We start from the raw sequence: 19,367 nt of genomic DNA on the forward strand, positions 1-19,367 counted from the left end.
CGTCGCCGTCGCGCGCTTGCGCGTGCGCGGCGCCTCGTCGGCGGCGCTCACACCCTTGCGCGATCGGGTCGGTTCCGCGGCCGCGGCGATCGCGGCCATCTTGCGCAAGGCCGACGGCTTCGGCGCCGCGGGGCCCGGCGCCGGCAGCGCGACGGTCGTCTTGCCGCGCTTCGCCGCGGCCGCGTCCGGCATCCAGCCGGGACGCGCCGCCGATTTTTTCTTCGCGCTGTCGCGCGTGGTAGTCGTAGTCCGTGTTTTCTTCATGTGTTCTCTCGTCAGATCGTCTCTGCAGCACGTCTGATTTCTGGTTTTCCGATGGAAGCTCCCGGCCTCGCCGGAGCGGCCGAACGCCTGCGGTGCGTGCGTTCGGCGAAGGGGTGGAGACCGGCGGCGAAGCATCGTAGCCGCATGGCGGACGCTGCCCGGATCGTTCTCAACGCGGCCAGCCTCGCCGACCTGCGCAGTGATTGCAAGCAAAGCGTTGACAAGCCCGCTAACGGTCCATATAGTTCGCGACCTTCGCGACGCCGAACGCATCGCGAAGCACCTGCCCAGGTGGCGGAATTGGTAGACGCACTAGTTTCAGGTACTAGCGGGGCGACCCGTGGAGGTTCGAGTCCTCTCTTGGGCACCAAATCGAAAAGCAAAAGGCCCGCCTAGCGCGGGCCTTTTGTCGTCTGCAATCCGCAATCCGTTCGACGCCCCGGGGGAGATCGCATGGCCAGCCACTGTCCGCACTGCAAAGACCGCAACCTGCATCCGTCGCGTATCGAAGCGGACCTGCCGGCGCTGTCCTGCGACGGCTGCGGCGGCAGCCTGCTGTCGCTGGTCGCCTATCGCCACTGGCGCGAGAACCAGCCCGAACTGGCGCAGTCCGACGGCGATGGCGACGGCGGCAAGCTCGACGAAGTGCAGGACACGTCGGTCGCGCTGTGCTGCCCGAAGTGCCGCCACTTCATGACCAAGTTCCGCCTGAGCGCCGACGCGCGCAATCAGATCGATCTCTGCGTGCATTGCGACGAGGCCTGGCTGGATCGCGGCGAGTGGCAGCTGCTCGATCGCCTCGCGCTGGCCGGCCGGCTGACCCAGGTGTTCACGCAGCCGTGGCAGAACCGCGTGCGCTCCACCGAAGCCGAGCGTCGCGCGGAACAGCTCTGGAGCGAACGCCTCGGCACCGACTATTTGCGCGCGCAGGAACTGCGCGAATGGCTGCGCGGCAACGCACAGGCGCGCGACATCCTCGCCTACGTCAACCAGGTGCGCGACGAGATTCCGCGCTGAGCGCTGCTCGCACGAGCGCCGCGCTCAGACCGGTCCCGGCGGCCCCTTGAGCTCGATCATGTTGCCTTCGGCATCGTGCAGGTACAGCGAAGGCCCCTCGCCCTCGGCGCCGTAGCGCGAGCCGTAGTCGCCCAGGGTGACGCCGTGGGATCGCAGATGCGCGCGCAGCGCGTCGAGATCGAACGGCGCGATGCGCAGGCACAGGTGATCGAGGTTGTGCCCTTCGCGGCCGGGCGCCGCGCCGCCGAGGCGGCCGAGCTTGCCGTCGACCGCGACGATGTCGATCAGCGAGGCGCCGGCGCGCAATTGCACGAGGCCTATCGCGTCCTGGCGCTTCTCTACGGTGCAGCCGAGCACGTCGCAGTAGAAGCGCACGAGCGCGTCCTGGTCGCGCGCGCGCAGCACGACGTGATCGAGCCCGTGAATGCGGAACGGCAGGTCGCCCGTGTTCATGCGCGGTGCTTCTCCGGATCGGATCCTTCGCCCCACGCCCGGCGTCGCAGCAATCGCGCGCCGGCCGTTGCGGGCCGGCGCACTGCCGCTAACGGTCTCAGGCGAACGGATCGCGCAGAATGATGGTGTCGTCGCGGTCCGCGCCGGTCGCGACCAGCGCGAGCGGACATTCGGCCAGTTCCTCCACGGCGCGCAGGTACGCGCGCGCGGCCGGCGGCAGCTTGGAGAATTCGCGCACGCCCGAGGTCGGCTCCTGCCAGCCCGGGAATTCCAGGTAGACCGGCTTGCATTCTTCCCAGCCGGCCGCGTCGAGCGGCGCCAGGGTGCGCTGCTTGCCGCGGTATTCGTACGCGATGCAGACCTTGATCGTCGGCAGGCCGTCGAGCACGTCGAGCTTGGTGATCGCCAGGCCCGAGATGCCGCTGATCTGCACGGCGCGCTTGAGCGCGACGAGGTCGATCCAGCCGCAGCGCCGCGGCCGGCCCGTGGTCGCGCCGAACTCGTTGCCGCGCTTGCGCAGCAGCTCGCCCATGTCGTCGTTGAGTTCGGTCGGGAACGGACCGCCGCCGACGCGCGTCGCATACGCCTTCGCGATGCCGAGCACGTAGTCGATGTCGCGCGCACCGACGCCGCAGCCCGCGTAGGCGCCGCCGACCGTCGTGTTCGACGAGGTCACGTAGGGATAGGTGCCGTGGTCGATGTCCAGCAGCGAGCCCTGGGCGCCTTCGAACAGGATCTTCTTGCCGGCCTTGCGCAGTTCGTAAAGGATGGTCGAGACGTCGTCGACCATTGGCTTGACGTAGTGGCCGAAGGTCAGCGCGTCGTCGAGCACCTTCTGGTAGTCGATCGTGTCGGCCTTGAGCCAGTTCGCGAGCACGAAGTTGTGGTAGTCGAGCGCGTCGCGCAGCTTGTCGGCGAGCTGGTCCGGATAGAACAGGTCGGCCACGCGTACGCCGCGGCGGGCGACCTTGTCCTCGTAGGCCGGACCGATGCCGCGGCCCGTCGTGCCGATGGCCTTGGCGCCGGAGGCCTTCTCGCGCGCCTGATCGACGGCGATGTGGTACGGCATGATCAGCGGCGTGGCCGGCGAGATCTTCAGGCGCGAGCGCACGTCCACGCCCTGCTCCTCGAGCTCGGCGATCTCGGTCTGCAGCGCCTGCGGAGACAGCACGACGCCGTTGCCGATCAGGCACAGCGCGTCGTCGCGCAGGATGCCCGACGGAATCAGGTGCAGCACGGTCTTCTTGCCGCCGATGACGAGCGTATGGCCGGCGTTGTGGCCGCCCTGGAAGCGCACGACGGCGCCGACTTCCTCGGTCAGCAGATCGACGATCTTGCCCTTGCCTTCGTCGCCCCACTGGGCGCCGAGGATTACGACTGACTTGCCCATGATTCCTGATCCTCAAAGCTGGAAACGGACGGCGCCCGCGCTGCCGCGGACGCCGGAAAATCCCCGGCGGGTCAGAGCACCCGCCGGACGAGCTGCAGGGCGAGCAGGCCGAGCACGATCATGACCGCGCCGGCGACCCGCAGGTCGCGCTCGCTGAGCCCCTGCAGCAGCTCAGCCATGCGTTTCCACAAGGCCGGCACCGCGAACAGAAACAGTCCCTCGACGACGAGCACCAGGCACAACGCCGCGTTGAGGTCCTTCACCGCTTACTTGCTATCGTTGAAATAGCGCAGCAGATCGCTCTTGGGGTCGAGCAACAGTACGCCGCTGCCGTTGCCGAACGACTCGCGGTAGGCCTCGAGGCTACGCGTGAACGCATAGAACTCCGCGTCCTTGCCGTAAGCCTGGGCATAGATCTCCGCGGCCTTGGCGTCGCCGTTGCCGCGCACCGACTGGGCCGCCTTGTTCGCGTCGGCCAGCAGCACCTGGCGCTGGCGGTCCGCATCGGCCCGTATGGTCTCGCCGGCCTCGGAGCCGCGCGCGCGCAGGTCGTTGGCGACCTGCTTGCGCTCGGCGCGCATGCGGTCGTAGACCGAGGTCAGCACGGTGCCCTCTTCGGGAAAATTGATGCCCTTGATGCGCACGTCGACGATCTGGATGCCGAGCGAGCTGCGCGCGGCCGCATCGGCCTTCGTGCGCACGCGCGTGGTGATGTCGACGCGGCCGTCGGCGATGAGCTCGTGCAGCGGACGCGCGTTGAACTCGAAGCGCAGCGCGTCCTTGACGATCGGCGTCAGGCGCAAGGTGGCCTGATCCTCGGCGCCGCCCGACGCGCCGTAGTACAGCGCGACGTCGTCGATCTTCCACTTGACGTAGAAGTCGACGAGCACGCTCTTCTTCTCCGACGTCAGGTAGCGCTCGGGCTTGGTGTCCAGACCGAGGATGCGCTTGTCGAAGCGCAGCACCTGCTGCACGAACGGCACCTTCCACTGCAGGCCCGGCTCGTAGCCGGCGCGGACGATGCGGCCGAACTGCAGCAACAGCGCGGTCTCGCCCTCGCGCACGACGAACGTGGAGTTGACGCCGAGCAGCAGGAGCAGCGCGGCGATCAGTGCGGCAAACGATTTCATTGCTGGCCTCCGCGCGCCGCGCGCGTCGTCTCGTCGGGGTTCTGCAGCAGCACGCCGGCGCCCGGCGCGAGCTTGTCCACGGGCAGGTTGATCAGATTGCGGCCGTTGCCCGAGTCGATGACCTTGACGCTGTCCTTGAGCACCTGCTGCATGGTTTCCAGGTACAGGCGCCGGCGCGTGACCTCGGGCGCGGCCTTGTACTGGGCGACGAGCTGGTTGAAGCGGTCCGCGTCGCCTTCGGCGCGCGCGATGCGCTCGGCGCGATAGCCCTCGGCCTGGGCCTTGATACGGGCGGCCTCGCCGCGCGCCTCGGGCACGATCTTGTTGGCGTAGGCCTGGGCCTCGTTCTCGATCTGCTGCTTGTTTTCGCGCGCGTTGGTCACGTCGTCGAACGCGTCCTTGACCTCGTGCGGCGGCGCGACCGACTGGAAATTGACCTCGGTCACGGCGATGCCGGCATCGTAGGAATCGAGGGTCGCCTGCAGCACCTTCTTGGTCTCGGCGACGAGTTCGGCGCCCTGGCCCGACAGGATCGTGTCCATCGCGCTGCCGCCGATGACCTGGCGTACGGCGCTCTCGGCCGCCTGCTTGACGGTCAGGTTGTCGACGTCCTTGACACGGAACAGGAACTTCTCGGCGTCGCTGACCTGGTACTGCACGTTGAAATCGATGCTGACGATGTTCTCGTCCATCGTCAGCATGCGCACGCTGTCGGCGAGCAGGCGCACGTCCTTGATCTTGACCTTCGTGACGGTCTCGATCGGCCGCGGCCACTTGAGGTTGAAGCCCGGGCTCATGATGCGCGTCTTCTTGCCGAAGCGCTGCACGACGCCGACGTCGCGCGCGTTGATGACGCTCCAGCTGTCGAGGAGGAGCCACGCGAGCAGGATCGCGATCACGGCCACGAGGATGCCGCCGGAACCGCCGCCGTTGCCGCCACCGCCACCGAACAGGTTCCCGAAGCGTTCGCGCAGGCGCCGCAGCGCGTCTTCCATATCCGGGCCTTTCTGGTTGCCGCGCCAGGGGTCGCGTTTGCCCGGCTCATTCCATGCCATGAGTTGACCTCGTGTTTTTCCGCGCCGTCGCCGGCACGCCGTTGTAGTAACCGCCGCCGCGTCCCGACCGCGCCGCCGCGCCGAGCCTCCGCCCTGCCCTTCGCCGCCGCGCCGCGGAACCGCCGCAGCGGCGCGACGCATCCGGTCCCGCCGCATTCACGGAAGGCGCGGCGCTGACGCCGGGACAGGACAGGAAGGAATACGGTTGTCCGGTCGGCAACCGCGGCTGACGGACGCGTAGCGTCGTCGGGGACGGATTGCGGCAGGATTGTACCGGACGAAGTCGATGAGCGGACACGTCGAAAGTCTGGAGACGACCTGAGCCAGATCGGGACGTTCCGGCCGGACTCAAGGGCGCCGCGGCGACCGGCCCGCCTGCGGCGTCGCCGGTTGCCGCGACACTGGCTTCACTCGGCCCCGTGCGACGCCGCGACGCCGGCGAGCGCGCCGCGCAGGAAGCCGCCGTCGCCGTCGCCGAGGCCGAACAGGGCCTGCAGCCGCGTGCGCGGCGCATCCAGCGCGAGTGCCCAGCCGCCGTCGTCGGCCGGCGTTTCGCGCTGCACGACGCCGGCCTCGTACAGGCGCGCGCGCAGACGGCCCTGTTCCGGCGCCAGATGCAGCATCGTGCGCACGCGGTCGCGGCCCAGCTGTTCGACGATGGCCTCCCGCAGCAGATCGAGGCCGAGGCCCTGCGCCGCCGATATCCAGACGCGCGGCTGCCGGCCGCCTTCGACGTCGTCGCGGCGCGGCGCCGCGTCGTCGAGCGTGTCGATCTTGTTGAACACGAGCACCTGCGGCAGCTCCGCCGCGCCGATCTCGGCCAGCACCGCGTCCACGTCGGCCATGCGCTGGTCGCGCTCGGGATCGCCCGCGTCGACGACGTGCAGCAGCAGGTCGGCGTCGCGCGTCTCGGCCAGGGTCGACTGGAACGCGGCGACGAGGTCGTGCGGCAGGTCGCGGATGAAGCCGACCGTGTCGGCCAGCACGAACGGACCGCTGGGCAGTCCGTCGATGCGGCGCAGGGTCGGGTCCAGGGTCGCGAACAGCTGGTCGGCCGCATAGACGTCGGCGCCGCTGAGCCGGTTGAACAGGGTCGACTTGCCGGCATTGGTATAGCCGACCAGCGACACCGTCGGAATCGCGTTGCGCTGGCGGCTGCGCCGGGTCTGTTCGCGCTGCAGCGCGACCTTGTCGAGGCGCTCCTGCAGCTGCTGTATGCGCCCGCGCAGATAACGCCGGTCGAGTTCGAGCTTGGTCTCGCCGGGACCGCGCAGGCCGATGGAACCGCCGCGCTGGCTGTCCAGCCCGCTCCAGCCGCGCACGACGCGCGTGGCCATGTGCTTGAGCTGAGCCAGCTCGACCTGCAGCTTGCCTTCGTGCGAGCGCGCGCGCAGCGCGAAGATGTCGAGGATCAGGCCGGTGCGGCCGACCACGCGGCACTCGCAGAACTTCTCGAGATTGCGCTCCTGGACCGGGGTCAGGGTGTCGTTGACGAGGATCAGGTCGGCGTCGTTGGCCAGCTTGAGCTCGCGCAGTTCCTCGACCTTGCCGGTGCCGAGCAGGAAACGCGCGTTCGGCGTATCGACGCGGGCGAACACGCGCGCGACGGCGCTGGCGCCGGCCGAGGCGGCGAGCTCGGCGAATTCGTCCAGGCGCGCGGCCGCGTCGGAGTCGCCGGCCCGGACGGTCTGGACGAGTACCGCGCGCTCGCCCTTCGCGGCCCTGTCGTACAGAGCGCTCAGCCCTCGCCGTGCTCGCCGTGCTCGGCGTCGGCGTGGTCATTGCCGCCATGGCCGTGATGACCCTCGCCGAGGCGCACGTTGCGGCTGGGCACGACGGTCGAGATCGCGTGCTTGTAGACCATCTGGCTGACCGTATTGCGCAGCAACACGACGAACTGGTCGAACGATTCGATCGTGCCCTGCAGCTTGATGCCGTTGACGAGGTAGATGGACACCGGCACGCGCTCGCGGCGCAAGGCGTTCAGAAACGGATCCTGCAGCGACTGCCCTTTTGACATTGGTAGTTCTCCTAGAGCGAACCGGGAAAAAAAGCAGCAGGGAATGCGCCCCGAAACCCGGCGCCCCGGTCCAAGTCCCCGGATCTTAACCGGTCTTGAATGCGGCGAGAATGTCGACCGCGTTATGAAACCGGCAAGCCGCCGGCACCGCCGAGAAACAGCGCCAGCGCGTCCTCGGCGCGCGCGCGCAGGTCGCCGCGCTCGGGGTCGAGCCAGCGCGCGTCGAGCTCGGCGCGCAGCATCGTGATCTGGCGCTTGGCGAGCTGGCGCGTCGCGAAGATGCCGCGGTCGCGCAGCTCGGCACGGTCGTACTCGCCGTCGAGGTACTGCCAGGCCTGGCGGTAGCCGACCGCGCGCAGCGCCGGCAGGTCCGCGTGCAGGTCGCCGCGCGCGCGCAGCGCCTGCACTTCCTCGATCAGGCCGCCGGCGAGCATCGCGTCGAAGCGCCCGGCGATGCGCGCATGCAGCGGCGCGCGGTCCTGCGGCACCAGCGCGAGCTTGAGCAGCCGGTACGGCGGCGCCTGCTCGCGCCCCTGCTGCAGCGCGCTCAGCGGCTGGCCGGTCAGCGCGATGACTTCCAGCGCGCGCAGCACGCGCTGCGTGTCGCTGGCGCGGATGCGCGCGGCCGCGGCTGGATCTTGCGCCGCGAGCCGCGCATGCAGCGCGGCGAGGCCGTCGCGCTCCAGTTCGGCCTGCAGCTGCGCGCGCAGCGCCGCATCGGCGGCCGGCAGGTCGGAGAAGCCGCGCATCAACGCGCGGAAGTACAGGCCCGTGCCGCCGACCAGCAGCGGCACGCGGCCGGCCGCCGTGATCGCGGCCATCTCGCGCAGCGCGTCGCTGCGGAACTCGCCGGCCGAGTACGGCTCGCCGGGGTCGCGGATGTCGATGAGCCGGTGCGGATGGCGCGCGAGCGTGGCCGCATCGGGCTTGGCGCTGCCGACGTCGAGACCGCGGTAGACCAGCGCCGAGTCGACGCTGATGAGGTCCACGTCGAAGCGCTCGGCCAGCGCGCAGGCCAGTGCGGTCTTGCCCGAAGCGGTAGGCCCCATGAGCAGGACGGCGAGCGGACGCGTATCGAGAGCGGGCATCCGGCGATTGTAGCGGCGCCGCGCGGGCGCCAGCGACCGCGGTCAATCCGGCCGGGCGGCGCCGCCGAAGCGACAAATATACGACGCCGCAGGCCTGGGGCCCGGGGCGCCGGATTGCCGCGCCGCCGACGGCGGCGAGCCGCCGGCAGCGCTTCGGCTCAGCGCTTGACGCCCATTTCCTCGAGCAGGTTGCTCGCGCCGTCGATCGTGTCCATGACCCAGAGCATGTAGCGCACGTCGACCTGGATGGAGCGGGTCAGTGCCGTGTCGAAGATCCAGTCGGCGCTGACGCTGTCCCAGTTGCCGTCGAAGGCCAGGCCGACGAGGCGGCCGCGGGCGTCCAGCGCCGGCGAGCCGGAATTGCCGCCGGTGATGTCGAGGTCGGCGAGGAAATTCACTGGCAAGGTGCCGTTCTTTGCCGCATGGCTGCCGTAGTTGCGCGCGACCAGCGCCTGGTATTCCTTCTGCGGCGTGTCGAACGGGTCCTCGCCGGTGGTCTTGGCCACGATGCCGTCGCCGGTCGTGAACGGCGTGAATTCCACGCCGTCCTTCTTGAAGCCCTGCACGCGGCCGAAGGTCACGCGCAGCGAGCTGTTCGCATCGGGGTAGACCGGCTGATGCAGCGATTCGTTGTAGGCGATCATCGCCTGCATGTAGCGCGGGCGCAGGCGCAGCTCGTCGCCGAGGCGCTCCTTGCGCGCCTTCTCGATCGTCAGCAGCTCGGGCATCAGCGCGACCATGAACTTCAGCGCCGCGTCGTCGGACGCTTCGATCTCGCCGCTCTTGGCCTTGAACCACTTCAGGCGCTCGTCGGTCGCGGTCAGGCGCGTGCCGGCGTACAGCGCATCGACCTTCTGCACCAGCGCGGCATCGTCGGTCAGCGCCGCGCCGAGCCAGCCGTCGAGCGCGGCGACGCGCTGGTCCGCCGGCAGCTTGACGTAGGCGCGCAGGAAATGCGTGAACAGCTGGCGGTCGACGGCCGGATCCATGCGCCGCTCCCACTGCTTGAGCGTGCCTTCGATCTTCGGCTCGTCGCGCGTCTGGAAACCCTGTTCGCGCTGCAGGTCCGGCTTGGTGCGTTCGAGCGCCGTGCGATAGATGTGGTAGCTCGAGTTGTACAGGAACGTGCGATTCAGATAGCCGAGCACGAGGTCGCGGTCGCGCAGCTTGCGCTGGCGGTCCAGCACGCCGCGCAGCTCGGCGATGTCGCCGCCGAGCGCCGCGGTCGCCTCGCCCTGGCCGCGCAGCCATTGCAGCAGCGCATCTTCCTTCTGCGTCTTGACGTCGACCGCGTGAGCCTTGGCCAGGCCTTCGAGCTGGCCGCGGAAATTCTTCAGGTAGTTGTTGTAGCCGGCCACGCTGTTGGCGTACTTGACCGCGACGGCCGGATCCTTGGCGCCGGCCGCATTGATGATGCCGAGGATCTCTTCGTACCAGCGGATGTTGGTCGGATACTGCCAGACGATCGCGTCGCGCGTCTCTTCGGCCAGGCGATAGCGGTTCGTGCGGCCCGGATAGCCCGCGACCATGACGAAGTCGCCGGCGTTCAGGCCGTCCGCGTTCAGCGGCAGGAAGTACTTCGGCTTGAACGGCACGTTGTCCCTGGAATACGGCTTGGAGCTGCCGTCCTTGGCCACGTACGCGCGCAGGAAGCTGAAGTCGCCGGTATGGCGCGGCCACATCCAGTTGTCGACGTCGCCGCCGAACTTGCCGATCGCGTCCGGCGGCGCGTAGACCAGGCGCACGTCCTTGATCTCGCGCTGGCGCACGAGCTGGAAGCTGTAGCCGCCGTGGAAGTTGTACACGTCGCACTTGATGCCGGGCTTCTCGCACTTGGCGACGGCGGCTTTCTGCGCCTTGTCGATGGCTTCGTAGCGCGCGAGGCCGCCGACCTTGGGATCGATCTTGCCGACGATCTCCTTGGTGATGTCGCGGATCTCGTCGGTCACGTAGACGCGCTGGTTCGGATCGCCGGGCAGCTCCTCGGCCACGCTGCGCGCGAGGAAGCCGTCGCGGATCAGGTTCTTCTCCGCCGTGGAGTTGTACTGGATCGCGCCGTACGCGCAGTGGTGGTTCGTGACGACCAGGCCCTGCGGCGAGACGAACGAGGCCGTGCAGCCGCCGATGCTGACGACGGCGCCCATGGTCGGGCCGGTCAGGTCGGTCAGGTCGGCCGGATCGAGTTCGAGGCCGCGCTGTTTGAGCTGGTTCGCGATGGCCGGCAGTTGGGCCGGCTGCCACATGCCTTCGTCGGCGGCGGCCAGGGTGGCGAAACAGGCGGCAACGGCGGTGACTAGGACTCGACGCACGGACAGGCTCCCGATGGAGTGAAGACGAAGGATGCGCAAGCGCCGGCCCGCGGACGGCGACGCCCTCCCTGGGCGTGCCGGTGCCGGACGCAACGGACGTTTATGCCGCGGCCGGCCGCGCAGGGACCAGCGCCGAAAGTCATGCCGGCGAACCGCCGGGGCCGCGCATGCGAAACTCCGCGGCATGGACACGATTCACGCACTCGCGGCGCAGCTGCGCCGGGCCCGCCGCATCCTCGTGCTGACCGGCGCCGGCATTTCGGCCGAATCCGGCATCGCCACGTTCCGCGACGCGCAGGACAGCCTCTGGGCCCGCTTCCGGCCCGAGGACCTGGCCACCCCCGAGGCGTTCCGCCGCGATCCGGCCCTGGTCTGGCGCTGGTATGCCTGGCGCCGCGGGCAGGTCGCCGCGGCGCAGCCGAACGCGGCGCACCGCGCGCTCGTCGAGCTCGCACGGCGGCGCGACACGGTCCTGGTCACGCAGAACGTCGACGACCTGCACCAGCGCGCCGGCTCCGTCGATGCGATCTGCCTGCACGGCGCCCTGATGCGCACGATCTGCTCGGTCACGCGGCTGGAGATCGACGCGGACTGGCTGGCCGCGAATCCCGGCGAGCCGCCGCGCTCGCCGCATCACGCCGACGGCCTGGCCCGGCCCGGCGTGGTCTGGTTCGGGGAGAACCTGCCGGCCGACGCGCTCGATCGCGCGAACGCGGCCGCGACGCAGTGCGACGTCGTGCTCGCGATCGGCACCTCGGCCCTGGTCTATCCGGCCGCCGGCCTGCCGGGCCTCGCGCAGCGCCACGGCGCCTGGTTCGCCGAAATCAACCCGCAGCCCACGCCGCTGACGCCGGCGGCCGATCTCGTCGTCGCGCAGCCCGCGGGCCTGGCCTTGCCGGCCGCACTGGCCGCCTGGGAGGAAGCATGAAACCCCGACGCTTCCTTCGCGCCGCCGCCATCGCCGCGGCCACGCTGCTCGCGGCCTGCGCCGCGCGCCCCGTCGTCGTCGCGACCGCGCCGGTCACGCCGGCGCTGCCCTACGAAGTCGCCGCGGAACCGGAACGCCATGCCGGCGCCGAGGTGATCTGGGGCGGCATGATCCTCGGCGTGGTCAATCGCGAGAGCCAGACCGAGGTCACGATCCTGGCCTACCCGCTCGACGAGGCGCAGCGGCCCGTGCCGTCGGCCGGCACGCGCGGCCGCTTCATCATCGTGCTGCCGGGCTACGTCGAACGGCACGACTACCCCGACGGCCTGTTCGTGACCCTGAGCGGCCGCCTCGCCGGCACGCGCGCCGGCCGCGTCGGCGAGCATGCCTACGTCTATCCGCTCGTCGAGGCCGCGCACGTGCACCGCTGGCCGGCGGGCTTCCAGTTCGACCGCCCGCACTGGCACATCGGTATCGGCGTCGGCGTGCGGCTGTAGGCGGGAATCGGGAATCGTCCGGGCGCGAGCGCGAAGCGTTCCTTTTCCGGCCCAGGGGCCTGATCGGTTTCGTGCCCGCGTGTCGTTACGACGACGATCACAGGCTGCAAGAGGACACGACATGACATTCCGACGGAGCTTTGCGCTCGCGCTGCTGCTGCCGCTGACGGCCGGAGCGGCCGATCTTTCCACGGCGTTTCCGCAGCTCGCCGCGCTCACCCTGAAGAACGAAGGCGTCACCGTGCTGTATCCGCGCGAGCGCGCGGACAAGGCAGCGCCGCCGGCCTGGCTGCGCGAGTACGAGGAGGCCGGCGTGTACGCATCCGCGCCGCTGCTGCTGACCCTCGACGGGCTGCCGCCGCTGACCCTGGCCTGCGACTCGGGCCCGAGCGCCGATCCGAGCTGCCGCCTGCTGCGCGACGCGGCCAAGCCCGAGGAAGCCGTGTTCGCAGCGCCGGGCACGCAGTTCGCGTTCCTGCCCGACGCGCGCATCGTCGTCGGCGGCCACAGCGACACCAACTACGACGAGCGCCGCGTATACCAGTGGAAGAATGACCGTTTCGTCGAACTCGCGCAGCCGCTGCGCCATGTCGGCGTCAACGGCGCGCTCAAGCAGCCCGTCGTGCTGCGCCGCGCGCCCGGCGCGAACGCCGCCGAGCTCGGCCTGACGCTCGCGGCCGGCACGCGCGTGACCGTGCTGCTCAACGACACACGCAGGAGCGACGACGACGAGCTCAACCCGGACTACCTGTTGCTGACTCCCGAAGGCATCGTCGGCTGGGCCCATCTGCCCGGCAATCCCGACGGCACGACCGCGGTCGACGGGCTGTACTACCGCGGCGACTGACACGCCGGCGCGACACTCGACCGTGTCGGACCACCGGCCGCTGCGCCGGTCAGGCGTGCGCGGCGGCCCGTCCGGCGGATTCGCCGCAGGCTGCGTCGCGTCGCTTCAGTCGTGCGTGTCGGGCTCGAAGAAACACCAGCGCACCTCGGGGAATTCGGTGCGGAACGCGGCTTCGACGCGATTGATGTCCTCGATGAGATCGCGCGGCGCGAGATAGCGGCTCATCTCGGCCTTGATCGCGACCACGACATCGGGGCCCATCTGCAGGGTCAGCAGGTTGTAGACCTGCTTGATCTCCTCGCGCGACGCGAGGAACTTGAGCATGGCCTCCTTGGTGCGCGGCTCCACGCCCTGGCCGATCAGCAGCGCCTTGATCTCGATCGCTATGAACACGGCGATGACGATCAGCAGCACGCCGATGCCGACCGAACCGATCGCGTCGTACATCGGATTGCCGGTCGCCATGGTCAGCAGCACCGCGCCGAGCGCGAACACGAGGCCGAGAAGCGCCGCGAGGTCTTCGCCGAAGATCACGATCAGCTCGCTCTGGCGGCTGTCGCGGAACCAGCGCCAGAGGCTCTGCGTGCCGCGCGCCTTGTTCACTTCGTTGAGGCAGCCCCACATCGACAGGGACTCGGCGACGATGCCGAAGGCCAGCACGCCGACCGCGAGCCAGGCCCACTGCAGCGGCTCGGGATGCTGCAGCTTGTGCAGGCCTTCGTAGATCGAGAACATGCCGCCGACGCTGAACAGCATCAGCGCGACGAGGAAGGACCAGAAGTACACGGCCTTGCCGAAGCCCAGCGGATAGTCCGGCGACGGCGGCGACTTGGCCTTGCGCAGGCCGATCAGCAGCATGACCTGGTTGCCGCAGTCGGCCAGCGAGTGCACGGCTTCGGCCAGCATCGAACCCGATCCGGTCAGCAGCGCGGCGACGAGCTTGGCGACGAAGATCGCGAAGTTCGCGCCGAGCGCATAGAAAATCGTCTTTACCGAATCCGCCTTGCCGGCCATCTGCGCTTTCTCCCTAACCCGATCCGAATCCCGTGTCCGCGGCACGGCGCACCGCACTGCCGCCATCCGCACCGAACGGCCCGAACGATGTCCGCCGTCGCTGCGCAGCCTTGCCGCTCGTCTCCGCCAGCGGACGTGCGCGGCGGACGGCGAGTCTACCATCGCCGTCCCGGCGAACCGGAGCAGGTCCGCCGCAGTGGCGGCCCGCGCCGCCGGCGCAGGCCGCTACGGCGTCTGCGCGAGCAGGAAGGCCGCCTTCGACGCGAGTTCGCTGCGCGGGCAGTGGCTCGCGATCAGCTGCAGCCGCGCACGCCACTGCGGCGAGCCTTCGCGCGCGCGCTGGGCGAGTTGCCAGCAGAGCTCCGCCAGACCCGGCAGGTCGGCCGCGCGCGCGCCGAGATCGCGCGCGAGGTGCTCGGCGTCCGCATCGGCGCCGATGCGCAGCCAGGCGCGCGCGAGCTGCAGCTGCTGCGCCGGCGGCAAGGCCAGGCCGTCCGCATCGACCTTGCGGTAGTCGTCGACGATCTGCTTGACCTTGCGCGCCGCGGCCGCGTCGGGCAGCGGCAGCTCGATCACGCGCGTCAACGCCGTGCGCAGCGCCGCCGGCTGATTCGCGTAGCGCGCGCAGCGGTAGAGCGCGATGCGCACGTCGAGCGACGGCGTGCCGTCGCGGTCGAGCGGTTCGAGCAGCGCGACCGCCTGGCGCGTCTCGAGCCGGCCCAGGTGCTGCAGCGCGCGTTCGAGCGCGTCGTCCTGGGCCTTGGCCCGGTCGGCCTTCTCGTCGGCGTCGAGGAACTCGTGCTGTTCCCAGCCCAGCGCGCGCACGCCGAGCGCGAGCAGCGCGCCGCTGACGATACCGCCCGCATGCGCGTCGAAGCCGACATTGGAACCGCGGCTCGTCATCAGGCTGAGCAATTCCCAGCCGAGCCAGAACGGCAGCAGCCAGAGCGCCGTGATGCGCGAATAGCCGAACGCGACGAAGGCCCACCAGAACACGCGCACCTTGCGCATGCCCCAGAGCACGCAGTACGCCCCCATGAGGCCGGCGATCGCGCCCGATGCGCCGACCATGCCGCCGACGTCGCCCCAGCGATAGGCCAGCGAGACCAGGCCCGCACCGATACCGGCCAGCAGATACAGCGCGAGGAACAGACCCGCGCCGAGGCCGCCCTCGACGAGCAGGCCGAGCACGACGAGGAACAGCATGTTGCCGAACAGATGGCCGAAGTCGTGGTGCAGGAACATCCAGCTGATCAGGCGCAGCGGACTGAATTCGGTGTAACGCAGCGCATGGCGTTCGTCGAACTGGCGCTGCCACAGCTGCTCGAACTCGGCGCGGTGCTGCTTCCAGTCCGCATGGCGCGGGTCCTGCGGACCGATCAGCGCGTCGGCATTCAACGCCTGCAGGAATTTGCCGTCGGCCTGCACGAGCTGGACGAACTGCCCGGCCGGCAGCGAATCCAGATGCGGCATGACCGCGTCGAGCCGCGGTTCGGGATGCGCCTGACGCCAGTCGCGGTACAGAGGCCGTTCGATCTGCGCGAGGTCGGCCTCGCCGTAATAGTCCGCCGCACGCTGCAGCGCCACGCCGTCGCCGCTCTGCAGGAACAGGAACACGAACGCGTTGACCAGGACCAGCGCCATGGTCACGAACGGAAAATTCGCCCGGTTCAACGGACGGTGCAGCGGCAGTACCAGCACGGCGAAGCTCCCCTGAACGAGATGGCGGAAAACGGGCATCCGCCCGTTTCTCCATCGAACGGCGCAAGCAGGCTCGCGCACGTTCTCCGGCAGCCGACCGTCGGCGCGGTCGGTTGCCGGCGATCCGTCGCTGGATCGTCCGGCGGGGTTTTCGACGCCCGCCGGCGCGCCGATTCTACGGCCTGCCCCGCTGCCGCGCCGCGGCTTGCGCGACGGCCGGCATTTTCTATAGTGCCGGCTTCTCTCTCCGGAATGGCAGTTCATGGGACGCTGGCGTCCGCCGCAAGCCGCCTCCACCGCGCTGATCACGCGCGCCGGCCACGACCGGCTCAAGGCCGAGCTCGATCACCTCTGGCGCGAGCGCCGGCCCGAAGTCGTGCGTGCGCTCGCCGCGGCGGCCGCCGAAGGCGACCGCTCCGAGAACGCCGAATACACCTATCGCAAGAAACAGCTCGGCGAGATCGACCGCCGCGTGCGCTACCTCGGCAAGCGTCTCGAAACGCTGAAGATCGCGCCGGATGCGCCGACCGATCGCGCGGCGGTCTATTTCGGCGCCTGGATCACGCTCGAGGACGATGACGGCCGCGAGAAACGCTACCGCATCGTCGGCCCCGACGAGACCGACGCCGCGCGCGGCTGGATCAGCATCGATTCGCCGCTGGCCCGCGCCGTGCTGAAGAAGCGCGTCGACGACGAATTCGTCGCCGAGCTGCCCGACGCGCGCGCGAGCTTCGTCGTCGTCGACATCCGCTACGGCGAGGAATGAGCGGCGGTCGCCGTCACGGAACCCGCAGCGGCGCCGGATAGACACGCCCCGCACGCAGCGGGCGGAAGCACTCCGCCGCGTCGTAGAACGCCGGGTCGCCGTTGGCCGCATGCCAGCCCGGAATGCCCGAGATCGGCAGGGCGCGTAGTTCCTGCGGATCGTTGAGCAGCCGGCCCGCATCGATCGCCGCGGCCAGCGCCGTCAGCGCAGCCGGCATCGCCGCGCCGTTCTCGTCGAGCACGGCGACCGCCTTGCCGGTGATCAGCTTGTCCGGCACCAGCGCCATCTCGAGCAGCGCATGGCCGAACACCTCCACGCGGATGCGGCCGTCGTCCCAGGCCTCGCGCGCGTCCCAGAACAGGCCGCGCCAGTCGTGCGCATCCCAGCGCGCGAGCAGTCCGGGCTCGCGCAGCACGACGATGACGCCGCCTTCGTCGAAATGGGTCAGCGCGCACTGTGCGCGGCTGCGCTGCTTGTCGCCCATCCGCGCGATCTCGGCGACCTGACGCCGGTTCAGCGCGGCCTTCACCGGCGCGTGGCGGCGCCAGATCAGCGCATTGAAGAAGTCGTGCCAGTTGTCCGCGCGCGTCGCGATCTCGGCGCGCGCATGGATGCGCGTTTCGTAGTGCAGGCCGTCGGCGAGGAGCTGCAGCGTCTGCTCGACGAAACGCCAGGGTTGATCCCAGCCGCGGTTGAGCTCGGCCACACTCGGAAACGCCGTCGCGGTGATCCAGTCGGCGGCCTCGCTCCAGGCGGCCAGCGGCGGACGCCGCAGCACGCCCCGGTCGAGCGCCGCGCGGCTCGGTGCGACGAAGCGCATCGCCGCGCCTTCAGCCCGGCAGGCGCGCGAAAAGGTCGTGCTGGTCGGCGTGGATGACCTCGACCTCGGCGAACTGGCCCGGGCGCAGTTTCTGGCCGTTGTCGACGTGCACGACGCCGTCGATCTCCGGCGCGTCGGCCGCCGAGCGCGCGACCGCGCCGTCGGCGTCGACTGCATCGACGAGCACCTTCAGGCGCGTGCCGACCTTGCGGTCCAGGCGCTCGGCGCTGATCTGCGCCTGCACTTCCATGAAGCGCTCCAGGCGATCTTCCTTGATCTCGTCGGGCACGGGATCGGGCAGGTCGTTGGCCTTGGCGCCTTCGACCGGCGAATACGCGAACGCGCCGACGCGGTCGAGCTGCGCTTCGCGCAGGAAGTCGAGCAGTTCCTCGAACTCGGCCTCGGTCTCGCCCGGAAAGCCGACGATGAAGGTCGAGCGGATCGTGAGCTCGGGACAGATGGCGCGCCAGTTCCTGACTCGCGCGAGCACCTTGTCGACGGCGCCCGGCCGCTTCATCAGCCTGAGGATGCGCGGGCTGGCATGCTGGAACGGGATGTCGAGGTACGGCAGGAGCTTGCCCTGCGCCATCAGCGGCACGATCTCGTCGACGTGCGGATACGGGTAGACGTAGTGCAGGCGCGTCCAGACGCCGAGTTCGGACAGGCCTTCGCAGAGCTCGGTCATGCGCGTGCGGTAAGACTTGCCGCGCCAGTCGCGCTCGGCGTACTTGAGATCGACGCCGTAGGCGCTGGTGTCCTGCGAGATCACGAGCAGTTCCTTGACGCCGCCCTTGACGAGCTTCTCGGCCTCGACGAGCACCTGGTCGACCGGACGCGAGACGAGGTCGCCGCGCATCGACGGAATGATGCAGAACGAGCAGCGGTGATTGCAGCCCTCGGAAATCTTGAGATAGGCGTAATGCTTGGGCGTCAGCTTCAGTCCCTGCGGCGGCACGAGGTCGAGGAACGGGTCATGCTTGGGCGGCAGCTGCGCATGCACCGCGTTCATGACGCTCGCGTAGTCCTGCGGTCCGGAGATCGACAGCACGTCCGGATGCGCCTCGCGGATCACGTCGGCCTTGGCCCCGAGACAACCCGTGACGATGACCTTGCCGTTCTCGGCCAGCGCCTCGCCGATCGCGTCCAGCGATTCCTCGACCGCGGCGTCGATGAAGCCGCAGGTGTTGACGACGACGACGTCGGCGTCGTCATAGGTCGGCACGATGTCGTAGCCCTCCACGCGCAGCTGGGTCAGGATGCGTTCGGAGTCGACCAGGGCTTTCGGGCAGCCGAGGCTGACGAAGCCGACCTTGGGATTCTGGCGGGACATGGGAAGCTCGGGGGAAAGGCAAGCCCGGAAGTGTAAGGCCAACGCGGGCCGAAAGGCAGTTGCCGGCGCCGCGCCGGCGGCGTCGCAGGCCGCTGGCGGGCCGGTATTCCGCGGCCGCGGCCGGCCACGTGAAATTTGTTTACGTGAGCACCCCGTGGACCGCGCTAGCATTGGCGCGCGGCCGTACAGGGCGGCCACCCCAGGGACTCTCCAGCGAATGCCGATCGGCCAGCCCGTCGACAGATCCGGACCAGCATCCGCGGCGCGGCTGCCGGCTCCGTTGGTATTTCCCCGCAGCCCGGCCCGCCACTCGCCCGGCGAGCCCGCCGCCCCGTCGGCCCCACCGGATTCCGGCGGCGACAGCCGGTCCCGGGCGGATTCCGCGCTTCCCGCACGCTCCCCTCGCCGGCGCGCCTGGATCGCCGTCGTCACGGCCTTGCTCGTCAGCGGCTTCGGCAGCATGGACCGGCTGTTCGCCGACGATCTCTCGCCGGTAATGGCCGGCCAGATCGCGGCGTCGGCCCAGCACATCGCCGGCGGTGTCGAAAGCGCCTGGCGCGCGGGCGACGGCCTGATCGGACCGCTGCTCGGCCGCTACGGCCGCCTGCAGCTCGCGCGCGAGATCGGCCTGCTCGAACAGGCGCTCGGTGCGAGCCGGCCGGCCGCCGAAGCCTGGGACGCCGTCGCCGCCCACGCCCGCGCGACCGGCAACACGCCGCGGCTGATCGAGGCGCTGGA

The 19,367-nt window shown here is 69.9% G+C and carries 19 protein-coding genes, 1 tRNA gene and 1 pseudogene; 7 read left to right on the forward strand and 14 right to left on the reverse strand.

Annotated elements, in window-relative coordinates; all coding sequences use genetic code 11:
• A pseudogene (locus NON22_RS08200) lies at nucleotides 1–264 on the reverse strand (hypothetical protein); the annotation flags it as partial.
• A 285-nt stretch (nucleotides 265–549) separates the two neighbouring features.
• Between NON22_RS08200 and NON22_RS08205 the strand changes: the two are divergent.
• Both NON22_RS08205 and NON22_RS08210 read left to right on the forward strand, forming a co-directional pair.
• A tRNA-Leu gene (locus tag NON22_RS08205) sits at nucleotides 550–634 on the forward strand.
• An 83-nt stretch (nucleotides 635–717) separates the two neighbouring features.
• Nucleotides 718–1,281 carry a TFIIB-type zinc ribbon-containing protein gene (locus NON22_RS08210; protein ID WP_257386443.1) on the forward strand — a complete coding sequence of 188 codons (564 nt, stop codon included), beginning with the start codon at nucleotides 718–720 and terminating at the stop codon, nucleotides 1,279–1,281.
• Nucleotides 1,282–1,305: 24 nt separating this feature from the next.
• Here NON22_RS08210 and NON22_RS08215 read toward each other — a convergent pair whose 3' ends face one another.
• The 9 genes from NON22_RS08215 to NON22_RS08255 form a co-directional block, all read right to left on the reverse strand.
• Complete coding sequence (locus NON22_RS08215) at nucleotides 1,306–1,734, reverse strand: VOC family protein (protein ID WP_257386444.1); 429 nt, start codon at nucleotides 1,732–1,734, stop codon at nucleotides 1,306–1,308.
• A gap of 97 nt (nucleotides 1,735–1,831) precedes the next feature.
• On the reverse strand, nucleotides 1,832–3,124 hold the full coding sequence (locus NON22_RS08220) for an adenylosuccinate synthase (RefSeq protein ID WP_257386445.1): 1,293 nt from the start codon (nucleotides 3,122–3,124) through the stop codon (nucleotides 1,832–1,834).
• Between the two features lie 71 nt (nucleotides 3,125–3,195).
• Nucleotides 3,196–3,387, reverse strand: a complete 192-nt coding sequence (locus NON22_RS08225) for a DUF2065 domain-containing protein (protein ID WP_257386446.1) — start codon at nucleotides 3,385–3,387, stop codon at nucleotides 3,196–3,198.
• A gap of 3 nt (nucleotides 3,388–3,390) precedes the next feature.
• Nucleotides 3,391–4,254, reverse strand: a complete 864-nt coding sequence (gene hflC, locus NON22_RS08230; RefSeq protein ID WP_257386447.1) for a protease modulator HflC — start codon at nucleotides 4,252–4,254, stop codon at nucleotides 3,391–3,393.
• The gene (gene hflK / locus NON22_RS08235; RefSeq protein WP_257386448.1) at nucleotides 4,251–5,309 is read right to left on the reverse strand and encodes an FtsH protease activity modulator HflK; all 1,059 of its coding nucleotides are present in this window, start codon (nucleotides 5,307–5,309) and stop codon (nucleotides 4,251–4,253) included. The genes hflC and hflK overlap by 4 nt, the downstream gene beginning before the upstream one ends.
• A gap of 407 nt (nucleotides 5,310–5,716) precedes the next feature.
• A complete protein-coding gene (gene hflX, locus NON22_RS08240; protein ID WP_257386460.1) occupies nucleotides 5,717–7,042 on the reverse strand; it encodes a ribosome rescue GTPase HflX in 1,326 nt (441 codons plus the stop codon).
• A 5-nt stretch (nucleotides 7,043–7,047) separates the two neighbouring features.
• Nucleotides 7,048–7,329, reverse strand: coding sequence for an RNA chaperone Hfq (hfq, locus tag NON22_RS08245; protein ID WP_257386449.1), 282 nt, complete (start codon nucleotides 7,327–7,329; stop codon nucleotides 7,048–7,050).
• A gap of 122 nt (nucleotides 7,330–7,451) precedes the next feature.
• On the reverse strand, nucleotides 7,452–8,417 hold the full coding sequence (miaA, locus tag NON22_RS08250; RefSeq protein WP_257386450.1) for a tRNA (adenosine(37)-N6)-dimethylallyltransferase MiaA: 966 nt from the start codon (nucleotides 8,415–8,417) through the stop codon (nucleotides 7,452–7,454).
• 158 nt (nucleotides 8,418–8,575) lie between these two features.
• Nucleotides 8,576–10,726: a S46 family peptidase gene (locus NON22_RS08255; protein WP_425507963.1), complete on the reverse strand. Its 2,151-nt coding sequence runs from the start codon at nucleotides 10,724–10,726 to the stop codon at nucleotides 8,576–8,578.
• A gap of 184 nt (nucleotides 10,727–10,910) precedes the next feature.
• Between NON22_RS08255 and NON22_RS08260 the strand changes: the two genes are divergently transcribed.
• From NON22_RS08260 to NON22_RS08270, 3 genes are all read left to right on the forward strand, one after another.
• A complete protein-coding gene (locus NON22_RS08260) occupies nucleotides 10,911–11,654 on the forward strand; it encodes an SIR2 family NAD-dependent protein deacylase (protein ID WP_257386451.1) in 744 nt (247 codons plus the stop codon).
• Entirely contained in the window at nucleotides 11,651–12,151 is a 501-nt protein-coding gene (locus tag NON22_RS08265) for a Slp family lipoprotein (RefSeq protein WP_257386452.1), read from the forward strand. Before NON22_RS08260 ends, NON22_RS08265 begins: the two co-directional genes overlap by 4 nt.
• 121 nt (nucleotides 12,152–12,272) lie before the next feature.
• Nucleotides 12,273–12,998, forward strand: coding sequence for a hypothetical protein (locus NON22_RS08270; RefSeq protein WP_257386453.1), 726 nt, complete (start codon nucleotides 12,273–12,275; stop codon nucleotides 12,996–12,998).
• Nucleotides 12,999–13,103: 105 nt separating this feature from the next.
• Here NON22_RS08270 and NON22_RS08275 read toward each other — a convergent pair whose 3' ends face one another.
• Complete coding sequence (locus tag NON22_RS08275) at nucleotides 13,104–14,012, reverse strand: cation diffusion facilitator family transporter (RefSeq protein WP_257386454.1); 909 nt, start codon at nucleotides 14,010–14,012, stop codon at nucleotides 13,104–13,106.
• A 225-nt stretch (nucleotides 14,013–14,237) separates the two neighbouring features.
• Nucleotides 14,238–15,713: a rhomboid family intramembrane serine protease gene (locus tag NON22_RS08280; RefSeq protein ID WP_257386455.1), complete on the reverse strand. Its 1,476-nt coding sequence runs from the start codon at nucleotides 15,711–15,713 to the stop codon at nucleotides 14,238–14,240.
• A gap of 262 nt (nucleotides 15,714–15,975) precedes the next feature.
• Between NON22_RS08280 and greB the strand changes: the two genes are divergently transcribed.
• A complete protein-coding gene (gene greB, locus NON22_RS08285) occupies nucleotides 15,976–16,479 on the forward strand; it encodes a transcription elongation factor GreB (protein ID WP_257386456.1) in 504 nt (167 codons plus the stop codon).
• Between the two features lie 13 nt (nucleotides 16,480–16,492).
• Here the strand turns inward: greB and NON22_RS08290 are convergent, their stop codons facing one another.
• Nucleotides 16,493–17,299 carry a DUF3025 domain-containing protein gene (locus NON22_RS08290; RefSeq protein ID WP_257386457.1) on the reverse strand — a complete coding sequence of 269 codons (807 nt, stop codon included), beginning with the start codon at nucleotides 17,297–17,299 and terminating at the stop codon, nucleotides 16,493–16,495.
• A gap of 10 nt (nucleotides 17,300–17,309) precedes the next feature.
• Nucleotides 17,310–18,629 carry a 30S ribosomal protein S12 methylthiotransferase RimO gene (gene rimO, locus NON22_RS08295; RefSeq protein WP_257386458.1) on the reverse strand — a complete coding sequence of 440 codons (1,320 nt, stop codon included), beginning with the start codon at nucleotides 18,627–18,629 and terminating at the stop codon, nucleotides 17,310–17,312.
• Nucleotides 18,630–19,089: 460 nt separating this feature from the next.
• On the opposite strand from rimO, the gene NON22_RS08300 reads away from it, so the two are divergent.
• Nucleotides 19,090–19,367, forward strand: a 278-nt coding sequence (locus NON22_RS08300; protein ID WP_257386459.1) for a hypothetical protein, incomplete at its 3' end; no start/stop codon positions are given.

Source organism: Tahibacter caeni (assembly GCF_024609805.1).
GTDB lineage: Bacteria > Pseudomonadota > Gammaproteobacteria > Xanthomonadales > Rhodanobacteraceae > Tahibacter > Tahibacter caeni.